Here is a 17,942-nt window from a genome sequence, read left to right as displayed (position 1 = left end):
GTTGATGAGCTATTTCATGCGGTCATTAATTGATTGGATCTTTCGGCGACGGTCAGTGGGTGTAACACTAGTAAGAGTTGGGGTGCCTGTCTTAGCTGTTGTTCTTGTAGGACTGACAGTCGGTGTAACGATACCCACATCACAGGGGGCCTTTATATTCAGCTGGGACTCGGCTGGCAGTACTGGCGCGTTAAGTTGGGGGGTGTTCGTTATCGCGAGCCTTATCGTCCTATTGGGAGCAGTGCTGATCATTCGCGACATCCGTCAGGAGAGTCGCAAGAAAACCATCGTCGTTGAGGCGAGAGGGTTGCGAGATTGGCAGGGGCAGCCATTGGCATCGGCAGTTCCTTCCTCAATACCGGGACGGCGCGAACAGGTGATAGTTGATCTAAGGCAAGGGATAGTAGATGGTCAAATCGCCAGCCCCGATGCGGCACTACGCCGCCTTGCTAGTCTGCCCGATGATATCGCTCGACGTTGTGATGGGTTGGACAGGTCGGATATCTCCTTCGTGCTCGGAGGGCTCGCTCCGGTACCATTTCTTTTTCTACTCGGCGTGATTGTCGACGATGAATCCCGAACGTTCATCATGGATTGGGATCGGACCCAGCATGCGTGGCGCGCGCTTGCTGATGAAGATGATGGCAATCGTTTCATTGTTACAGGGCTGGATGCTGCCAACTCGGCTGTGAAGCGAGTGGCGCTTTGCGTGTCTGCTTCATACGATGTCTTTGAGGCTGATGTACGTATTGTTGAAACTGGCGTTCCGATCATCAGATTGGAGCTGGAAGGGCGTAACACCAGTTCGCACTGGTCCGAGACGAAGCAGCAGCAGCTCGCGCAGCAGTTCATAAATACTGTGATGTCTCTGGCTCAACAAGGTGTCACCGAAATCTCCCTATTTCTGGCGGCACCCGCGAGTCTCACGCTGCGATTGGGTACGCTCTACGACAAACGTAATCTTCCTCTTATCGAAGTTAACCAATATGAGCAGAGCGATCCCAAACGATTTCCTTGGGCGGTTCGGATGCCGGTGGCAGGATTGCCCTATGCTGAGTTGACGCGACGATAGTTTCAAGGGGCGAATACCGGTAGTGATGGCGTAAGCGGCTCTTCGTGGATGGACTCTGCGCAATTCAAATGACTTAAAACAGGAGTGGTATCGTTGACAGGAAAGAAATGCGGAATGCCCCATGATTAATGAATTGGCAGAAGTGCTCCGCCGCGCTAGGTCCTTGGCTGGCAATGATTTTACGGGCGTGGGTGTGATTGTCTGCGATCCGGACACTGAGCTCCCCACTTTTCCGCTTAGACTAGAAGTCTCCATACCGAAGAGAAAGGATGTAGCCATAACTTTGGCCGAACTCTCTAGAGCTGGAAGTGATCTCCACGATGGCTTCCATGTACTCACGCCAGAACTAGATCTAGTGGCGCTCTCACAGTACTTCTCCCCGCCAATAGTAGAGGCAGCTGTCGTCAACAGAAAACGGAATTTTGGTGGGCGTTACATTGCTGCTTTATTCGGTTCCACACTACCAGGCGTTCATTTGTGCGGGATTTCGACTGAATCGGTAGGAGTCGTGATTTTTAGGCATGGGTATGAAGTTTTTTTTGAGAGTGATTAAATGTTTCTAATGATATATCCGTTAAGAGTGATCGGATTTGTTGCCATATTTTACTGCCTTTGTGTTTCGGGGGTCTACTGGCTGCTAAGCACATTCTGCCCGGATTATGCGGCCAATATGTTAACTATAGCTTTGCGCGGAGGGAGTCTTCTGAATCTGATGTTGCTGGGGTTCTTTTACTGGGGTTGGAGAAAAATATGGGCACGCTTTCCTATTCTGAATACTTGGCTTTTCCCTGATCTCAATGGCGTGTGGGAAATGAAGATTCACTACCGCAATAACGGTAAAAGTGGATTGGTTTGCGCTAGCGCTGTGATCAAGCAGACTTGGCTGAGTATGAGCATGGAAGTACTATCAGAAGAATCAGAATCACAGACTCTAGCTATCGTGCCCAAGAAGGATCCTGAATCAGGGCGCGCTCAGTTCTTCTATTTCTATCGTGTGGTACCAAAGAAAACCGATGTTGAGGCGCGAGAACCCTATGAAGGTTCCGCCAATCTGAAACTCTCCGCTTTAGGAGTTACTCAATTGGCTGGAAACTATTACACCAGTGCTGCAACTGATGGGCATTTTGAGTTGGAAAGACCTATTTGAAATCAGGAATCTCAGTACCTGGCTAAGCGTAGCTAAAAATATGGTTTGGCCGCTTCTGGTCGACAGCTACCCGCCACGATAGACAGCAGATGGCCAGACGCAGACGCTCGCCGATATCTGGTGGCCTCCTCTTCCAGGTCTGACTTAGGGGCACAAAGAGGCCGGCCATGCTGATAGAATCGGTCAAGTTATACATAACGCCCTGATGAGAATGGTATGAATACAGAATTGACGGAAGAAGAGATGCGCCGGGCGCTATTCGGTGGTTCTGAGTCCCCTGCGCCGGCTATTAACTCGCACGTACAAAACACGGTCTCGGATGTCGTGATCGTGCAACCGGTGAAGGCTGCGAAGATAAAGAAAGTCCCAATAGGCTTTACGCCCAGGCTGAGAGTCACGCTGCGGGTTGGAAATGAATTTGAAGGTAAGATGCACGAGATGGTACATGAGGCCGATACTCTAAGTTCCCTAATGGCAGAGCAAGAAGCTACTAAAGCGGCAAGAAAAAAGTTCAGATTTGTGGAAGTGGTGTCGGTCAAGTCGATGTAAGTGGGCACTCCCGAGTGGTTCGTGTCGATTGAGGCTCAAACATCAGGGGACGGTAGTCGTATCGCGGGCGGCTTAACCCCATCACCTTTTCCAAAATCTCAATGCTTAACTGGTCGTCAGTCCCAAGCCCCATATCTGACGGTGGCGACAGGCAGAAATCGATTCCTCGTGGCCGTTCAGGAGGACCTTCATGATGTCACTTAAAGCTACGAGCTTTTGGTAGCCTGCAGTGAGATAACGGAATGGCTCCCATTGTGGCTTTGGGAAGGTAAGGGGCTCGCTCCATTTTAAGGATTAGCTGATGTTTCCATACGTTTAAAATGTATTCGCATAGAGTCATAAATGTGCCAAGCATTGATGAAATAGTAACTGAGGCAAAAAAGATTAGACGAGCATTGGAGCTGTGCGATAGAAAAACAACTCCATTGATAACCATCGACTTTCCGATCATGAGTTGCAAGTTGGCTTCCTTGGTGTTTTCTTATCATGTCTTAAAGAAGTGGCCGTCGATCACAGTGCATGGCGTGTATGGAGTGGCGAGCGATCACAGCGGTAATAATACGATATCTCACTATTGGATTGAGGTTCAGGGTGTGTCAGTAGATATAACAGCAGATCAATATAATTTTATTGAAGATGATTATCTAAATTCTGAGATAATTTACTGCAGACCTTTTAGTTCTGTTTCTATTGGGTGTATTGGTGGTTTGCCTAACTATAATATATTCAAGATTTGTGGAAGAGATACTTATGTCGATGGCTTTCCTGAGTTGGGAGAAGATTTTTTGGAAGAGCTTCATTACTGCTATGAAGCATTAGGGGGGGCGGCTCTGTACACATGAAGTAAGCTCGAATTTATTCAATGTTTTCTGATGACGACCATCAGCGGCCAGTGAGCCAATTCAGGTATCTGCCTGTTGCATCAGGCAGAAGGGCTTGATCGGACAACCTTGCTTGTTCAATTCAATCAGCGCGGTACCTGCTGCAACGTCTTGATATCAGGCTCCCATGCTGCGACCGGCAGCAGGCTTTCTTGAGGGAGAGCGCCGCCACAACCTTGTTGGATTACGTCTCGGGCAAGTCGAGTAGGCCGAGGATCAGGTACAACTCGCGCCTCATCGCCTGTCGGCAATGGCCAATACGCGTGATACTCAAATTAACTTCCCATCTGTATTATTTAGATCGATTGAGTATATTAGATTTACTTTTAATTCTATTTATTAATTTTGTGTTCGGATAACTAGCTGTAGCTCTGCATAAATGTATGCAAATGCAATTCCGATAGCAAAATAACCAGAAAATCAGTGAGTTAGAGTTAATTTTAGACGGATTGACGTGTCAGCTCGTGTCGCGAATGATCAGCGTCACAGGCTTCGACAACGAGACATATGCGATGCAAATTCAAACTACTGAGCAGGTTTGCGAAATCTTTAAGATTTCACGTTCAACGCTTTATCGGTTATCGAAGAACGATCCCACCTTTCCACAGCCGTTGCATTTCGGTCGCGCAATTCGCTGGAACCTCGCAGACATTTGTGAGTTTTACGCGCAGCAACGACACGCCTCGCAAAAACGGGCATAAAAAAAGCCCGCGCGAGGCGGGCCTTTCCTTAATTACGTTCAGCAGCTGATTTCTTGGCGGAAACCTGCGGAACGCAATCGGTGAACACAGTATGTATATGCCTTTGCAGATCTGCAAGCATCAATTCTGCGTGCGTGTTCACCGCCGATCAGGCGGTGGTCGATGGCGGCAATAGCTTATTGTTTTGGCATATCTTCACTTAGCGATACACCTCCATCCCGATTCTTTGAGCCAGGCGGTGTGTTCAATCGAGTGTTGACAGAGGCCCCGTATCTGGCTCGCTGTAGCGATAACAAAACCGCCGCGCGAGTTCGCCCCCGCGAGCACGCCATTCGCTATCCATACATGCAGATCAATCGTCCAGGGATGGTGTCTTGGCTGATCTTCGACCTCGATCACATTAATTCACTTGCCTGGGACGACGAAGGTCTGCCGCCGCCGAACCTGATCGTGCGGAACAGGAATAATGGACATTCACACCTTTTCTACGCCATTCCCCCGGTCTGCACGACTGAGAACGCCCGAGACAAGCCGATTCAGTACATGAAGGCGGTCTACACCGCCTTTGCCCTGCGCTTAAAGGCCGATACCGATTACAACAGCGGCCCAGTCGCCAAGACTCCAGGGCATCCGTGGTGGTCGACCTTAGAGTTGCATAACCACGTCTACGAGCTAGGCGAACTGGCCGATTATGTGGAGCTGGAGGTTTCGCCCTGGAAGACGGGGCCACAGCTGGAAGACCTCCCGCACTCCAGACACTGCATCCTGTTTGAACAGCTTCGCTATTTCGCTTACAGCATCGTGAACCAGGAGCGCGAGCGCGGGACGCTTGCCACGTTGACACGGCGACTGGAAGCCTTCGCTCACAACCATAACAAGTTCGCTAGGAATGGCTTTACCCAGGACTTAATGCTGTCCTCAGTAAGAGCGACGGTCAGATCCGTCGCACGTTGGACGTGGACGCACTACGAGGGCAGCGCCAGATGTTGCCGGGGGGCGATGGAACTCGACAAGTCGTTACCACTAAACGAGCGTCAGAGCCTCGCAGCCAGGCGCACCCACGAATTGCGGCATAAGGCTACCGAATCGAAGATCCGAGCGGCGTGCAGAGGACTCCAGGAGCGCGGTGAAAAGCTGACTCAAGCCTCGATAGCCAGCTTTGCAGGTCTCTCTCGGCAGACGGTGGCCAACTATGGCCACGTCCTGGATGAAGTCTCGCGGCCGCAGATCATAGCCGTCCTGGGCGCGGCTAAATCCCCTTGCATGCAATCACAAATCGTCGCTGGCACCAGCGATCGAGGAAGCGAATGCAATCATTCCGCGGCCCCTACCAGCGCGACCTTGGATGTTAATTATGGTGCACATCAGGTAACCGCCCCTTTGACGTGGGCTTTGAAAAGCAACTCGCGGGAAGTGGGGGTAGACAAGGAGGCCGGGGGCTCTGCCCCTCTCGACCCCGGCAGAGCTGCGCCCTGCACCACAGGTCAGAAACAATCCAGACGACACCAAACAGTGGATTATAGATTGTGCAAACACTCAAGCGCCGAGACAACAGCTATGAACCCGAAATGCCCCCTAGAAGGGAAAGAAGTGAGTTCGAGTATCGGCGTGCAGCCTGGAGACTATGAAGGGAAGCCAACAGAATTTGGATAAAATCGTACGCTAAGCGTGCGGCCTGTCAGGTCGAGACGCTGTGTGAGCCGACTAGGCCAGCGACTCTGGCCTATGAGTTGAAGTTCGTGGCTGCGAGCTTTGAACAAGGCAAGGGCCATTATTCAGCGTGAAGCATGATGAACAAAAATGATCAATGGGCCTTTTGGACGCTTGTAGATCCTTGCATAATTAACTTGCGACTTAGTCGTGTACCATAGGGTGGTTACAGGGATCCGAAAGGATCGCACCCCGTTACTGCGAAAGCAGTTCGCCTAGCGCGACGCAAGAACGACCTGCCCCGTCGAACGTACGCAATCGATGGCTGAGAATCCCTCCTAGAGAGGGATTCGCCGTTTCTGGCCCCCGATTTTCCTCTCATAACGTTTTGGGCCGATTCCGGACTTCTTTCGGACACTGACCCTTTGGCTTTTTCTGGGAATCGGCCGCGACCTTGAAAATGCTGACCCCTTCTTTTTGATTGGCATTCCCTCAAGGCTTCAAGCTCTATGGACTCAACCTGACAGGCCGCACGCTTAGCGTACGATTTTTTCGTATTCGCTATCGGCCCATAGGAGTGCTTATCGTCGGGGTATCTGCGTGCCTGGCGAGGCGGCATGCCCAATCTTTGATCAAGCGCCTGAGGCGCTTGAGAGGCCCCGGAAGGGAAGGAAGTGAGTTCAAGCATCGACACGCATCCTGGAGGCTGTGAAGTGTCAGGCGAAGGGCGAAGAGATACCGCGCGATCTAGTGAAGCCTCAACGTCCAAGCGCTTGCTAGGTGGCATCAGAACGATATTGATAGGGAGCTGAGAAGTAGTAAATGGATCGGATAAACTGGGTAGAGCCATCCTTTAACGGAGCGTAACGGTGGCACCTGGACCTGCAGCAGAGTCAGTCCGAGCACTGGTGCCAATGCGGCTGCGATGATAACCGCATGATCCATCGTGGGCAGATCAGGCAACAGCAAAATCGAGCTGCCGACATTTGCGATAGCGGCGAGGAGAGCGGATAGGGACCAACTTACGATTTTAATCTCTAGCTTCCGTGCCTGAAGCGCGATTACTAGTGCAGTAGGTAACAACACTCCAGTTAGGCCGTAGCTCAGTATAGGACGGAGCGCGACTGTGGTCATCAGGGCTAGGACCCCGCATAAGATCAGTCCGGGAGTTCGATGATGCATCGCCTGAGCGATAACTAGCCCAAGTGCTATGACGAACAGAATGTTTAAATGCCCATTATCGAAATATCTCGAATACGGCCATTGGCTCAGGATGGCGAATAGTAATATCCCACTCAGATATTTCAATCCGATTGGACGACTGATTGGCTGCCGGACAACATTTGCCGCAATTGCGAGACAGAATAAGGGGTATGCAAGTCGACCGATAATCCGCATCGAGGACAGATTTTCCTGGATTTCATTTGGTAGCACGAACCAGGTGTGATCGATGATCATCGTAAATAGTGCGATCCACTTAATTAGATCGAGCGAGCTGTCTCTTTCGAAAGTATTCATCGTTAGTCTGCAGCGGCTATTTGTTGTCGTTAATTATATATGGCTTTTGGTCTTGTGATATATATTTATTATGAGGATGCTGTTAGCTTGCTGCTTGTATGTGCGGTAGTGCTGGTAGATAATTATGCCTAGGAAGTAAGTAGCAGTTAATGGTTGTGTACCGAACTACCCCCGAGCAGCGATAGGGGTAGGGAGGCAAAAACTAAAATAGCCCGGTCGGGTGCTCGCTGTTATTCGTATATATCCGGTTGACTCTATCAACTGGCTCGGACGCACTTTCTCCATTCTACGACTAACAATTAGAGGCCTCGACATGCAAAAAGTTATTACCTCCGTGCTGGTTACCAGCATTCTCCTCTCTCTCACTGGCTGCGCTGGTACTGGGTTGCAGGATCAGGATGGATCCCGCAACCAGACCCTGACCTGGGGCTCCATCGGCACTATCGCAGGAGCCGCCGCAGGTGCGCTGATCAATAAAGACAACCGCGGCAAGGGCGCACTCATCGGCGCGGGTGTCGGTGGCCTGGCCGGCGCTGGTTATGGCGTCTATGCCGACCGCCAAGAAGCGGAACTGCGTAAAGCCACTGCTGGTACCGGCATCGACGTACAGCGCCACGGCGATGACATCAAGCTGGTGATGCCTGGTGCGATCACGTTCGCTAATGGCTCGACCGAACTGTCTCCTGCTGCCCAATTTAACCTGGACAAGCTGTCTGGTTCCTTCAAGCAGTACGGAGAAAACAACATTGAGGTGACTGGCCACACCGATAGCATTGGTAGCAACTCCAACAACATTGAGCTGAGCCAGAAGCGCGCTATCAGCGTCGGCAAACACCTAATCGCCCAAGGCATCGATAAAACTCGCATCCAGATCTACGGTGCTGGCCCGTCCCAGCCGATCGCAAGCAACGGCACGGAGGAGGGCAGGGCACAAAACCGCCGGGTCGAGATCCGCCTGAAGGCACCGATCCAGCCCGTGGCCATGGATAAGGCTCAGTAATGAGCCTGCGCCTGGCTTCACCGCCAAGCCTGGATGTCGCCCTGCTCCTGATGCAGGGCGAGCACCTGGAAGCGGTCGCACTGTTGGTTGAGTCCGGTGCTGTTGACCTGATGGAGCTTGAGGAACTGAAGATCAAAATTGGCGTATATGCCGAGATTGGTTCCAGCACGAGGATCCGGCTTGCTCCAGGTACACGCGAAAAACTGCATCACGGCTCTGTTGAGGTTAAACAGATGATCCAGGCTTGGCGCGAAGCGCAGCAGGACCTGGTGCGGGAGATAAACGATGAACGCACTTAGTATTTTCTGGCCCGGATTCACGACCGCTCGCCGGATCGCTCGCAGTCCAGCGCGCTTTCTGGTCGCCGGCCTGGAGGCCTGTGTCGACTGTGGTCGTGATGTTTCGATCCCTGGTTTCCGCTGGCTCGCTGCTCTCGTGATGTTTGCTCTGGTTTCCGCTGGCTCGCTGCTCTCGTGATGTTTGCTCTGGTGTTCGGTTGCGGCGCTGCAGCGATGACCTGGCCGTTTGCGATCGCCGGCCTGACGTACGCCGCTCACACCGGTCAAACGACATCTGGATCTGCTGTCCTGGGCATGCTGTACGTGACTGCAGCCGCTTACTTGCCCTTGCTCACTCCTCAGCTGATCGAGCAATGAGCCCGCTGATACACAAATCATGCGATCCGGTTGAAAATTGCGAAGTAAAGAGGACTGAAATCATGAAAATCAAAATCGCCATACTAGTGCTGGCTCTGGTCGCCCTGGTTGGGTGTGGCGAACAGAAGTTGAATCAGGTCATGCCGAAAGCTGCGACTACTGACGCAGTTTACAGTGCGAAAGCCTCGCAATATCTGGAGGATGCACTCGGCACACCCAAGGCAAAAAAAATCGAACTGACCTTCTGGAATGAGAAAAGCAATCCAGACACCGGCTATTTATCCTTGGTCGTCGATGGCGTCGAAAAAGTCCGTCCCATTGACAACTACGGTGGCGTCAATCGCCGAACAGCAAGCACTGATGGATTTAAGTTTGTCTTTGAGAATGGCACTTGGCGGGCATATGTAGCTGAGAAGGATATTGAGACCCATGGTGAGCATCCCCAGGAGTTCTATAACGAGATGACCGGAATACTTCGCCGGTACTGATCAAACTTCGCAAATTACCCCCTCAATGAGGGGGTTTTTTGTGGGTGGGATATTAATAATCAAGCCATAGTTTGTAGCTATCAGTTTGAGGGTTGTGGGCGCTAAATTCTTCTTCGTGTTTGATTATTATGTGCTGACGGAATTGCAAAAATATTTGCCTGATTAGAAATATGCAATTGGAAGGTTTTGGTGCCGGCTCTTAAAATTTAGCATTAGAAATTCGAAAGGAAAGAGTATGAGCATTACAGCGGATAAACTTAACCGCGCTTTGGCTGCTCTCCGTGAGATCCAAGTCAAGGCGGGCGAATTACCTGAAATCTGTGAGCACGACGCTCACGTAATAGCGGCCCTGGCTGGGACTGTAGAAATAATCTTAGGTGAGGAGATTAAAAATGCTGCTTAAAGAGGCCTCAGTGATAATTCCACGGGCGATTGGGATTGGCTTAATTATCTACTTTGGCCTTGTTGTTCCAGGGCGTGAAGCGACACCAATACCTCACCCAAATACATTCGCTGACATCCAGGTTTCGCCGGTTCCAGTTCCACCAGTTTATACCAGGGAGGCTGATCATGAGTAAGCTCAAAACAGTCGCAGGTTATTTGACCGGCTACAGCCAGACGAAGAATGCTGCGCGCGAGCTGAAATACTCAGTTAGCTTGCCGATCTACTTTATTAAAGGGGGTTACCGCTGGTTCAAGGCTATTCGTGACCAGGCGAAAACTGATCGTGAACTGGCGGAAACTGATGATCGCCTGCTCTGGGATAAAATGTGCACAGATTGCACAATTACTAATGATTCATTGCGGCGTGCCTATAAGTCACTTTTATTCGTGAACGCGATTCTTGTTCTCGGCATAGCTGGGGTGCTCGGCAATTTGGTTGCAAGTTGGGACCGAGGTAGTCTGGTGATTTTTGCAAATTTGGCCTTTCTGAACATGGTGTGCATGATGCTTTTCCAAAATGCATATCGCGTGAACATGGCCTATTCGCAAAGCGCTCCACCAGTAATTAAATTTATGAGGGATGTTATCCGTAATCCGAGTTTGCTGGTCGGTAAAAAATTGCCGGCTGATTATCAAGTTCGGATGAGGGCCAAGTGATGAACAGTTTTTCACAGCTAGTTTTGTCCTGGATGTTTGGGCGTTGGATATTTCACTCGTCAGAAGTTACTGATTTCGTTGCCCAAGACGTAACACCACTGACAATTTTTGCGTCCGCATTCGCAACACTTGGCCTCGCGATGTTCGGCGCGCTGGCGGCCTGGGCCATGTTTCTTGGCATCTTCAGATTAAAGAACAATGGTAATTTTTTCGGTGCGAAGGACGGCAATGATGCCTTCTTTTATCCGCTGAGGGTTGTTATTGCACTTTCTTTGATTTCCCCGGTTATCACTGTTTCGAGCGCAGGAGGGACATCAGTGTCACTGACTCCAGGGCATTCGCTTGTTGCCGGTCTGGCAAAGTCGGCCGCTGAGTATGGCGATACTATGCAACACGATGCGTTCGAACTGATGCATCGCCATAACTTATTTAAAGATCCTAAGTATCAAGTTGAGGTGGATGCCAAAGTTGCTCTGGATATGCTCAACTCTTGGAAAGTATCGGCGACACAATTAGCTGCTCTCAAAGTTTTCAAGGATCCAAATGACAAACTCATTGATCTGACAGGGCGTGCACTGGCGGAAGAAGCACTGAAGGTCAGGTGGAATCAAGTTCATGGCGATAAATATCCAGCTTCCGGTAGTGCTGCTGCGGGTGTATATATCGCTAACGCGGGGCGATCTCTGCAAATACCCCTGATACCACCAAGCGACGATCTCGCTCGCGCCGTTGCGATGGGGGTGCAAGGGCTAATCGAGCCGGATGCAGTGGACGGAACAGTTGGGCGTGAGCTAGAAACTGAAGGCTGGTTTTGCAAAGCGGGTTGGCTATCGTCTATGACATGCTCTGCCGAATACGCACAAGTCAAAAGGAATAACTCAGCATCGATTGAAGCGGGCATTACAGCAGCGCAGCGACAGATCTGGATTGGTTTAGTCGAACACGCTGTTGGGCAGGCAATCGCTCTACGAGACGGCTCGGCAAGTTCTGCCGAGGCAAAGCGGTTTTTCGAGGAGAGCATTAACTGGACATCTCAAACAGCAGATTGGTACAAGAAAACTGTAGAAAGCGCGATTGCCACGACTATAGCCACCGATCAAGCGGCTCGCAGCGAGGCTTATTTCGATGAAGTGAAAAGCTGGGGTTGGATGCTTGGTGGTACTTTCGTGTTACGCGCAGCGAGCGACTTCTCGCGTGCGTCGAGTTACGCAGAGGGCGCGACAGCACAGATGATGCCAAAGTCCACGCTTTCGGCTATGACTCCGGGCGACTCGCTTTCAAAACTAGTCGAAAGTGAAGCTCTTGCTCAAATTCAACCAGGCAACACCGGTGCTGAAAAGTCGCTGCTGACCAGAGTTTTTTCGCTCGATATCCTCAAGCTTACGACCGGACCGAGCAACCAAAATATTCACAACATTGCAGCATGGGGCCGCTCGCTTGTTGGCACGGGCATTGGCTTTTTTGCGGGTGGGACGATAGCCCAATATATTCCAGGTTTGAGCTCAATCACTGATGGGACGCTGCCAAAAGCAATCGGCGGAGTAATGATTATCTCCGGCGGGTTGCTCGGCTACGTGATGCCTCTACTGTTTGCGATTTATGGACTGATGGGAGCAATCAGCTGGCTCGTCGCAGTGGCGACGACGTTTTTTGGAGTGACGCTCTGGTCCGCTGGTATGGCCGCGCCGAAAGGCGAAGAGCACACCTCGCAATTGTCGGCGAAAGGGTGGAACGCCTTCATCTTCATCTTCCTTTATCCTGCATTGGCCGTGGGTGGTCTGGCAGCAGCGATCGTTATCAGCGCTGTCGGTCTGGCCATGGTCCAGGCGATGGCCATGGGGCTTTGGGGGATGTTTGATCCGGGGGTCGCCGATGTCGGCCGTCCGCTGGAAAGCCTCGGCGGTATCCTTATCGGCGGCTTGCTGATGGTTGTTGTGATCATCCTTCTGAGCTGGAACGTAGTCGTTACCTCTGCTCAGTTGATCACCAGTTTCCCCCGTAGCGTGCTGAACATGATTAGCCTGTCTGAACCTGGCTTGAATCCGTACGAGAACAGCATGCAAGGGATCATGGGTGGCCTTTCGATGAGCACCCGGCAGATGCTGACCGGATCTATCAGCAGGGCGATCACCCCATTCCGACCGCCACAGCCCCCGCAGGGCGGCGGTGCTTAATACCGCACTTTATATGTCGGCGAGTCTACCGGTCTGGAAGCTCGCCGATCGTATATGCGCGTGGTGCTGAACCTTGGTTGGCGATATCGGCCTCATGCTCCAAAGCATTGGTCGCGTCGGTTGCGCGGGTTGTCGATATTGGCGAACCATTCGACTGCGGCCGGCACCTCAGCCAGGGTCTGAAACTGCGCTGCCGTCAGACGACGGTCTGCTGGGGCTGGCAATAGCTCGCCAGAGCCGGATGGGTGATGTCCTTCATTTTATGCCGGGCCCTGCAGGCCGACCCGCAGCGTGCTCACTCGCAACCCATTCCCAATACTTACGGATTGAACGGTCTACCTCAGACTCCGGTACCAGGTGTTGCCAGCGCTCGGATTCTTCGTCCATCTGAGTCTGAGATCCCAACTGAGGGCCGATTTCAGCACCTGCAGCTTTGAACCTGGCCCGAGCTTTGTCCCAGAACCCGTACGATAGCTCGTACTCGTAGAGGGGAATGATTGGCACCTGGTGCGTTTGCCAGAGGTGCCATAGCAGTGCCAGTCCGTTGCCCTGACGATGATGCTCGGGTGCTATCTCGATCTTGTTGATATACACCCGGTCCTTGAGCACGTTGAGGCTGTAGTCAACATGGCCGATGCGGACACCGTCCCGCTCAGCGACGATAAACGATCCCGTCCCTGGAAACGGAAACTGGAGCCTCTGGGTGTCGTTGGAATGGTCGATACGGATCGACAGTGACGACAGACTGGTTGTCAGGCTGTTTGAAGCGCGCCGCTGGAAAAAATCGCGCATTGGGTCAAAAAGCGACATACGGCCTACCTGTCTAAAAAGTTCGCGTATTTTATCGGTAATTTTCAAACCTGCTGGGAATTGAGGCGAGGAGGGTAGGTCGGTAGCATCCAAGTCATGAAACCTCACCTGAATGATCTGCTCCTCGATCACATCATTAACTCCGTTCCCGTCCTGCAGATCGGGCGTGATCGTATGGCCTACTATCCAGGGGCTGCGTTCGCCGGCCTGGCCTGCAACGCCTACCCGCAATCCTGGAGAGCCAAGGCATCGAAAGAACCCAGTGGTTCACTTTGGTTCGCGATCCACCTTGATGCGATCGGAATTTACTGGGAAGTTGACTATGTTGCATGGGCGAAAGGCTGCGCTTTCGTCTCTACCCCCGAGCATCGATTCTATTGGGCGCACGGCAAACCCGGGCTGGCTGAGAGGGTGCTGCGCTCCTTGTATCTGGACTGGATGCTTCAAGGTGCTCTTGCGGCTGAGTACGGGCCTGATTATTTACCAGGGTTAGCCGGCGACCCAGTGCTCCTGGACGAGTACAGCGAGTACCAGGAGCAAATGGTCCAGCTACTGAGCAGATTCGCAATCGAGGCGCGATAGGTTGAGCAAGCATTGACGACAACCGCGAATATCCTTAGATTGAATCCAGTAGCCGAGGGAAACGAGGGCGAAAGCCTCCACCCGCGGACAAATGAAAGTGATTAACGAAGAAACCACCTCACGGTGGTTTTTTCGTTTCTGGCGCCGAATTTACCAGCAATCCTTCAAAGCCTCCCCCTGGTGCGCAAGGACATGTCCCGCCCCGGCGCTCACCGGTTTCCCTTCTCGGCCCGCGCAGCGGGCATAAAGATCCCGGCCGAGGCCGGGATCCTTTAAGGCGCGAGCCGACAAGACTACCAATCCAGGACCTGGACCTTGCCAGGCACGCCCGTGGGCGCCGCGCGAGGCTTTGCCGCCGGCGCGGGTGCCGAAGTTTCCAGCGGCATGAGCGGCTCGGGTGCTGCCGGCGCGGCCGGCATAGGGCGAGAAGCAGCCGGCTGCGCCGGGGACACGGGAGCTTTCAGCTCAAGGGCCTCATTGACGTAGCGCAGGTATTCAGCGCCGGCCTGGACTTTCGCCCGTTCAGCCTGGTAATGCTCATCGAGCTTAGGGCTGGTCCCGGTAGCGATCCAGCTTTCGCGATCGAGATCAATGAAGGCCTCGAACGCGACGGGATCAATGCCCTGGAGCGGCTTGTACGGTGCTGGATGCCGGCGCAGCATTTCGGCAACGGCGGGATCCTTGTCTTTGTCCGCCAGCAGCCGCTGGAAACGCTCCTGCAGCGCATCACGCTCGGTACTGATCTGAGTCTGCATGGTCGTCAGGCGCTTCTGCAGTCCGGCAACTTTAGCCGCAGCGGTACGCTTTTCCCCGGCCAGGCGTTCCGCCTCGGATTTCTCCGCAGCCGCTACGCGAGCCGCTTCTTCGCGGATCCCCTGGGTAACGTGGCCCGCGCCGGCGGCAACGGCGATGCAGAGCGCAGCGACGCCGATCGCTTTCAGGAAGCGCCCCGCCTTGTCGTTTAGGGGCTCGCCGGTGATAACAGCGCTGACCTGGAGCAGTTCGCCATGCTGGGCGAGGAGATGTGCGGAAGAGTTTTTCATGCTGCTACCTCCTCAGCGGCCTGTTCAATTTGCTGCTCGGTCGGGAATGTGAACATCGGATTGAGACGGATCTGGGCGCGGCGGATGGTGCCGCAACGATTCACCGCAGCCAGGGCCGTGAATTTTTTCATCGTCAGCGACCGGATTTCATCCGGCGACACGAGCGGGATCTCGCCAATTTTTACGCTGCCAGCCGGCCGCTCCCGACGAATTGCGGCAGGCAGCTGCTGCCATGCCTGTTCAGCGCCCAACTTCTTCGCCAATTCAGAGACAGTGCTGATTGCCTGGCCGACATGACTATACGAGCGCCCCACTTTGATCATCTCGTCTGATGTCTGCGCTTTGGCAGCCAAAGTTCCGGTGGAGTAACCGCCAGCATTGGCCCCATACAGATTTGCGGTGGCCACCGGGTCCGTGGTGTTGGCCGCGACTTCGGAGAAAACGACGCGAGGCGCAGCGCCAAGGCGCTGAGATACATAATCGAGGGTCATCTCAGAGCCGACTTGCATGCTCACCACAGAACGGAATTGATCCAGGAGCATGATCGTGGCCTGCTCGTCCTGCAGTGCAACCTGCAGACCATCGAGGCCCTGAGTGGAGTACAACGCGCACAGACCGAGAGAGCGAGCCTTCGGAAGGATGGCAAGCTCTTCATGCGAAACCAGATCCTGCGCCTCGTCGACGACCAGCAGCACGGGCACCTGGCCTTCTGCTGTCCAACCATCGCCGCGGCGTTTGATCGCCGAGTAAAAGCGACGCTTGGCCAGGGCGGAAATGGCAACGCCAGTCTGGGTATCAGGCAGAGCCAGGCCAAGCATTGCTCCGTACAGGCAATCCTCGATCTCGATGCCTTCAACAGTGTCAGCCCATGCACCGAGCTCCTGGTCATTGATCAGTGTGCCGAGCCAAGTCTCCAAGTTGAGTTCAATTGATGAGCGCGTTTCATTGGCTTTTTCCATATGCCGCGTCATGAAGGCACTGTATGCACGGTGAAGATGGCCTGGCAGAAGATCGAAGCAATTGCTGTTTTCCTCGATGATTTGCTTAGCGCGAGCGCGGCTGCCCGATTCAAAAGTCAACTTGTAGATGGATCCGAGCGTCCAGGGCCACTCGCCCGGCTCGATGGCATTCATCATCGCCAACACCTTAGCCGCGCTGCGCAATAATTCCCGAGCGAACTGCTCCCACTCGTTCCCGCCGACATCGCCGGCATTGCCTTTATCAGAAGAGAAAAGTTTGAACAGGGTTTCGGCTACTTCATCCGGCAGCAGCCCTTGAATGGGGTTGAATGCGGCATTTTCAGGACTGATTACCTGGAAGCCAGGCAGGCCTAGCAACTCGGTTGGCAGTTGACCTTTACCATCCAGAACAAGCAAACCGCCCGCTTTTGCAGCCTGCCACTGCCAGACAACTGGACGAATGACAGCCGCAGTTTTACCCGTGCCTGTTTGGCCCAGTACGAGCAAATGCGTAGAAAGGTCTCCCACCGACAGACCGAAAGGAATGCCAGCTTGAGCAGGGCTATACGGATCCCGCCGTTCAGCAAAAAGATCAGTTGCAGTGCCCAGGTTGATGAGCGAAGACTTTTCGCCCATTGCTCGTTCGATCTGTTCATTCAATGCGCGATCGAAGTCCGCGAATTTACTTTTACCTTCCTGCTCGATCAGCTTGGGATACGCGCTCACCGCGAGCGCCTCACGGGCGGCGGCTGCACGGGTTTTCGAGATTGATGCCAGATCGAAAATGCAGAGGAATGACCATACCGCCGCAGCACCCGCGGCGACCGGCGCGATGAACCAACTCAACGAGTCGGCGGCAACGAACAGGCCGGCCAGCAGAATGGCGATACCGGCGACAGCCATAGGGATCGACTCATCAACCAGCGCTTTGCGCAGGTACGACACAGAAAGGTCGTCAGGGACAATCTGGCCATCCACGGGATTGCCGTCGCGGTCATATGTCCACGCCCGATAAGAACCCACCAAGTCGGCCGGCGCTTGAGGTGGCGTCACTCGCAGCAGCACGCGAGCACCGAAGTCCTTCACATCCTGGATTTCATCGTCAGTCAGCAGCACACCGGCCGGGACCATCAAGCGCCAGGCCGAAGGCGTCAGACCGAGCGAGCAACGGAACAGGTAACCACCGGCTACGGCAATACACAGACCGGCAGCAGCGGAACCCCATTGCCATGCCAGACTAGATCCGGTGCGACCCAGCAGGTATGCGGTAGCAGATACCAGCACGAGCGCCCCGACACTGAGCGCAAAATTCCGGGCGCGCAGGCGCTTCTGGAGTCGAGCGCCCGCATGGAGTGCGGCGCGAGAGTAGAAAGCGCGGCGCGTAAGTGACGCACGATCCGATGGGAGGGCCTCGATCACATCGTCATGCAGGATCTGACCGACGGGCCAGCCGCGAGTATCCGCGCTGAGTTGTGGGCCAAGCGCAGCGCGAATGGCCTGAGTACGGCGCTCGCGCCAGGCGCGTTTGGCTGCCTCGGGATCTGTGATCCAGAGAAGCAAGCTTGCCATGTACTTCTGGAATTGCGTTAACATACAAATTCTTCCTTTCGT

18 protein-coding genes and 1 pseudogene are annotated in these 17,942 nt (G+C 53.4%); 15 read left to right on the top strand and 4 right to left on the bottom strand.

Translation table 11 applies throughout. The features are described 5' to 3' along the window. Positions 1-4 precede the first annotated feature (4 nt). The 7 genes and pseudogenes from ACYZUM_RS18530 to ACYZUM_RS18500 all read left to right on the top strand — a co-directional run. Positions 5-1,072 (top strand): SAVED domain-containing protein, encoded by a 1,068-nt coding sequence (locus tag ACYZUM_RS18530; RefSeq protein ID WP_101155953.1) that lies wholly within the window; start codon positions 5-7, stop codon positions 1,070-1,072. A gap of 121 nt (positions 1,073-1,193) precedes the next feature. Next, a complete protein-coding gene (locus ACYZUM_RS18525) occupies positions 1,194-1,625 on the top strand; it encodes a hypothetical protein (RefSeq protein ID WP_060408902.1) in 432 nt (143 codons plus the stop codon). Between the two features lie 159 nt (positions 1,626-1,784). Next, entirely contained in the window at positions 1,785-2,219 is a 435-nt protein-coding gene (locus tag ACYZUM_RS18520) for a Cap15 family cyclic dinucleotide receptor domain-containing protein (RefSeq protein WP_440072747.1), read from the top strand. Positions 2,220-2,435: 216 nt separating this feature from the next. Continuing rightward, positions 2,436-2,768, top strand: a complete 333-nt coding sequence (locus ACYZUM_RS18515) for a hypothetical protein (protein WP_101155969.1) — start codon at positions 2,436-2,438, stop codon at positions 2,766-2,768. A 344-nt stretch (positions 2,769-3,112) separates the two neighbouring features. Further along, positions 3,113-3,610: a hypothetical protein gene (locus ACYZUM_RS18510; protein ID WP_157830852.1), complete on the top strand. Its 498-nt coding sequence runs from the start codon at positions 3,113-3,115 to the stop codon at positions 3,608-3,610. A 512-nt stretch (positions 3,611-4,122) separates the two neighbouring features. Then, positions 4,123-4,350 (top strand): helix-turn-helix transcriptional regulator, encoded by a 228-nt coding sequence (locus ACYZUM_RS18505; RefSeq protein ID WP_122433744.1) that lies wholly within the window; start codon positions 4,123-4,125, stop codon positions 4,348-4,350. A 162-nt stretch (positions 4,351-4,512) separates the two neighbouring features. After that, a pseudogene (locus ACYZUM_RS18500) lies at positions 4,513-5,575 on the top strand (replication initiation protein); the annotation flags it as partial. A gap of 1,211 nt (positions 5,576-6,786) precedes the next feature. Here ACYZUM_RS18500 and ACYZUM_RS18495 read toward each other — a convergent pair. After that, positions 6,787-7,518, bottom strand: a complete 732-nt coding sequence (locus ACYZUM_RS18495) for a TraX family protein (protein ID WP_473060983.1) — start codon at positions 7,516-7,518, stop codon at positions 6,787-6,789. A gap of 313 nt (positions 7,519-7,831) precedes the next feature. Between ACYZUM_RS18495 and ACYZUM_RS18490 the strand changes: the two genes are divergently transcribed. The 7 genes from ACYZUM_RS18490 to ACYZUM_RS18460 all read left to right on the top strand — a co-directional run bounded on the left by ACYZUM_RS18490 (position 7,832) and on the right by ACYZUM_RS18460 (position 12,937). Beyond that, positions 7,832-8,518, top strand: a complete 687-nt coding sequence (locus ACYZUM_RS18490) for a YiaD family glycine zipper/OmpA-like lipoprotein (protein WP_101155977.1) — start codon at positions 7,832-7,834, stop codon at positions 8,516-8,518. Continuing rightward, a complete protein-coding gene (locus ACYZUM_RS18485) occupies positions 8,518-8,817 on the top strand; it encodes a hypothetical protein (RefSeq protein WP_101155979.1) in 300 nt (99 codons plus the stop codon). Before ACYZUM_RS18490 ends, ACYZUM_RS18485 begins: the two co-directional genes overlap by 1 nt. Then, positions 8,804-8,995, top strand: a complete 192-nt coding sequence (locus ACYZUM_RS18480; protein WP_157830853.1) for a hypothetical protein — start codon at positions 8,804-8,806, stop codon at positions 8,993-8,995. The genes ACYZUM_RS18485 and ACYZUM_RS18480 overlap by 14 nt, the downstream gene beginning before the upstream one ends. A 241-nt stretch (positions 8,996-9,236) precedes the next feature. Continuing rightward, positions 9,237-9,662 carry a hypothetical protein gene (locus tag ACYZUM_RS18475; RefSeq protein ID WP_090202137.1) on the top strand — a complete coding sequence of 142 codons (426 nt, stop codon included), beginning with the start codon at positions 9,237-9,239 and terminating at the stop codon, positions 9,660-9,662. 235 nt (positions 9,663-9,897) lie between these two features. After that, positions 9,898-10,065, top strand: a complete 168-nt coding sequence (locus ACYZUM_RS18470; RefSeq protein WP_157696365.1) for a hypothetical protein — start codon at positions 9,898-9,900, stop codon at positions 10,063-10,065. Between the two features lie 167 nt (positions 10,066-10,232). Continuing rightward, entirely contained in the window at positions 10,233-10,763 is a 531-nt protein-coding gene (locus ACYZUM_RS18465) for a hypothetical protein (protein ID WP_090210894.1), read from the top strand. Then, complete coding sequence (locus tag ACYZUM_RS18460) at positions 10,763-12,937, top strand: hypothetical protein (RefSeq protein ID WP_101155983.1); 2,175 nt, start codon at positions 10,763-10,765, stop codon at positions 12,935-12,937. Before ACYZUM_RS18465 ends, ACYZUM_RS18460 begins: the two co-directional genes overlap by 1 nt. A 255-nt stretch (positions 12,938-13,192) precedes the next feature. On the opposite strand, the gene ACYZUM_RS18455 is transcribed toward ACYZUM_RS18460, so the two are convergent. Further along, positions 13,193-13,747, bottom strand: a complete 555-nt coding sequence (locus ACYZUM_RS18455; RefSeq protein WP_101155985.1) for a GNAT family N-acetyltransferase — start codon at positions 13,745-13,747, stop codon at positions 13,193-13,195. 96 nt (positions 13,748-13,843) lie between these two features. Between ACYZUM_RS18455 and ACYZUM_RS18450 the strand changes: the two genes are divergently transcribed. Then, the gene (locus ACYZUM_RS18450) at positions 13,844-14,329 is read left to right on the top strand and encodes a hypothetical protein (RefSeq protein ID WP_101155987.1); all 486 of its coding nucleotides are present in this window, start codon (positions 13,844-13,846) and stop codon (positions 14,327-14,329) included. Between the two features lie 293 nt (positions 14,330-14,622). Here ACYZUM_RS18450 and ACYZUM_RS18445 read toward each other — a convergent pair whose 3' ends face one another. Next, the gene (locus tag ACYZUM_RS18445; RefSeq protein ID WP_101155989.1) at positions 14,623-15,372 is read right to left on the bottom strand and encodes a hypothetical protein; all 750 of its coding nucleotides are present in this window, start codon (positions 15,370-15,372) and stop codon (positions 14,623-14,625) included. Continuing rightward, complete coding sequence (locus tag ACYZUM_RS18440; RefSeq protein WP_473060982.1) at positions 15,369-17,924, bottom strand: type IV secretory system conjugative DNA transfer family protein; 2,556 nt, start codon at positions 17,922-17,924, stop codon at positions 15,369-15,371. Before ACYZUM_RS18440 ends, ACYZUM_RS18445 begins: the two co-directional genes overlap by 4 nt. Between the last annotated feature and the right edge of the window lie 18 nt (positions 17,925-17,942).

This window comes from Pseudomonas sp. m6p (assembly GCF_055760375.1).
The sequence above is the reverse complement of the archived record's forward strand: the minus strand, read 5'-3'. Positions and strand labels throughout refer to the sequence as shown.

Coding starts and splice junctions, on each gene's coding strand:
- ACYZUM_RS18530 (WP_101155953.1), top strand. CDS start 5: ATGAGCTATTTCATGCGGTCATTAATTGATTGGATCTTTCGGCGACGG.
- ACYZUM_RS18515 (WP_101155969.1), top strand. CDS start 2,436: ATGAATACAGAATTGACGGAAGAAGAGATGCGCCGGGCGCTATTCGGT.
- ACYZUM_RS18450 (WP_101155987.1), top strand. CDS start 13,844: ATGAAACCTCACCTGAATGATCTGCTCCTCGATCACATCATTAACTCC.
- ACYZUM_RS18520 (WP_440072747.1), top strand. CDS start 1,785: ATGTTGCTGGGGTTCTTTTACTGGGGTTGGAGAAAAATATGGGCACGC.
- ACYZUM_RS18440 (WP_473060982.1), bottom strand. CDS start 17,924: ATGTTAACGCAATTCCAGAAGTACATGGCAAGCTTGCTTCTCTGGATC.
- ACYZUM_RS18495 (WP_473060983.1), bottom strand. CDS start 7,518: ATGAATACTTTCGAAAGAGACAGCTCGCTCGATCTAATTAAGTGGATC.
- ACYZUM_RS18490 (WP_101155977.1), top strand. CDS start 7,832: ATGCAAAAAGTTATTACCTCCGTGCTGGTTACCAGCATTCTCCTCTCT.
- ACYZUM_RS18455 (WP_101155985.1), bottom strand. CDS start 13,747: ATGTCGCTTTTTGACCCAATGCGCGATTTTTTCCAGCGGCGCGCTTCA.
- ACYZUM_RS18460 (WP_101155983.1), top strand. CDS start 10,763: ATGAACAGTTTTTCACAGCTAGTTTTGTCCTGGATGTTTGGGCGTTGG.
- ACYZUM_RS18485 (WP_101155979.1), top strand. CDS start 8,518: ATGAGCCTGCGCCTGGCTTCACCGCCAAGCCTGGATGTCGCCCTGCTC.
- ACYZUM_RS18445 (WP_101155989.1), bottom strand. CDS start 15,372: ATGAAAAACTCTTCCGCACATCTCCTCGCCCAGCATGGCGAACTGCTC.
- ACYZUM_RS18470 (WP_157696365.1), top strand. CDS start 9,898: ATGAGCATTACAGCGGATAAACTTAACCGCGCTTTGGCTGCTCTCCGT.
- ACYZUM_RS18475 (WP_090202137.1), top strand. CDS start 9,237: ATGAAAATCAAAATCGCCATACTAGTGCTGGCTCTGGTCGCCCTGGTT.
- ACYZUM_RS18480 (WP_157830853.1), top strand. CDS start 8,804: ATGAACGCACTTAGTATTTTCTGGCCCGGATTCACGACCGCTCGCCGG.
- ACYZUM_RS18465 (WP_090210894.1), top strand. CDS start 10,233: ATGAGTAAGCTCAAAACAGTCGCAGGTTATTTGACCGGCTACAGCCAG.
- ACYZUM_RS18525 (WP_060408902.1), top strand. CDS start 1,194: ATGATTAATGAATTGGCAGAAGTGCTCCGCCGCGCTAGGTCCTTGGCT.
- ACYZUM_RS18505 (WP_122433744.1), top strand. CDS start 4,123: ATGATCAGCGTCACAGGCTTCGACAACGAGACATATGCGATGCAAATT.